Below are 483 nucleotides of genomic sequence, written 5' to 3'. Positions count from 1 at the left end.
GCCGTATCGGAAGGTGCGGCTGGATCACCTCCTTTCTATGGAGAATCGTTTCCTGCAACGGAAACATTCAAATACGCAGGTTCTTAGAACCTGCACCAGCAACACAGTTACTTATCCATTTGTTCAGTTTTGATGGAATTTGAGGGGCCATAGCTCAGCTGGGAGAGCGCCTGCCTTGCAAGCAGGAGGTCAGCGGTTCGATCCCGCTTGGCTCCACCAAACAATTTCATCTATTTGGCTTGTTCTTTGAAAACTAGATATCGAAACGAAACAAACGCGAATTAGAACATTCCTTTTTAGCTGAACTTGTGTTAAACAAGTTTAATAAATTGGTACTTAATTGCTTTTGCGATGGTATTGGATGGGAGCGACTTTTGGCTTTGCGCAAGCAAAACAAGGGAAGCGAGCAGCCAAAACCGGAGCAAACTGGTTAAGCTACTAAGAGCACACGGAGGATGCCTAGGCGCTAGGAGCCGATGAAGG

The 483-nt window shown here is 46.4% G+C and carries 1 tRNA gene; it reads left to right on the top strand.

Annotation, left to right across the window (positions count from 1 at the left end):
• The first annotated feature begins 143 nt into the window (after nucleotides 1-143).
• A tRNA-Ala gene (locus IFU39_RS32520) sits at nucleotides 144-219 on the top strand.
• Nucleotides 220-483: the final 264 nt, after the last annotated feature.

Source organism: Paenibacillus sp. CFBP 13594 (genome assembly GCF_014842675.1).
Classification (GTDB): Bacteria; Bacillota; Bacilli; order Paenibacillales; family Paenibacillaceae; genus Paenibacillus; species Paenibacillus amylolyticus_B.
This window is presented reverse-complemented; position numbering and strand designations above follow the sequence as displayed.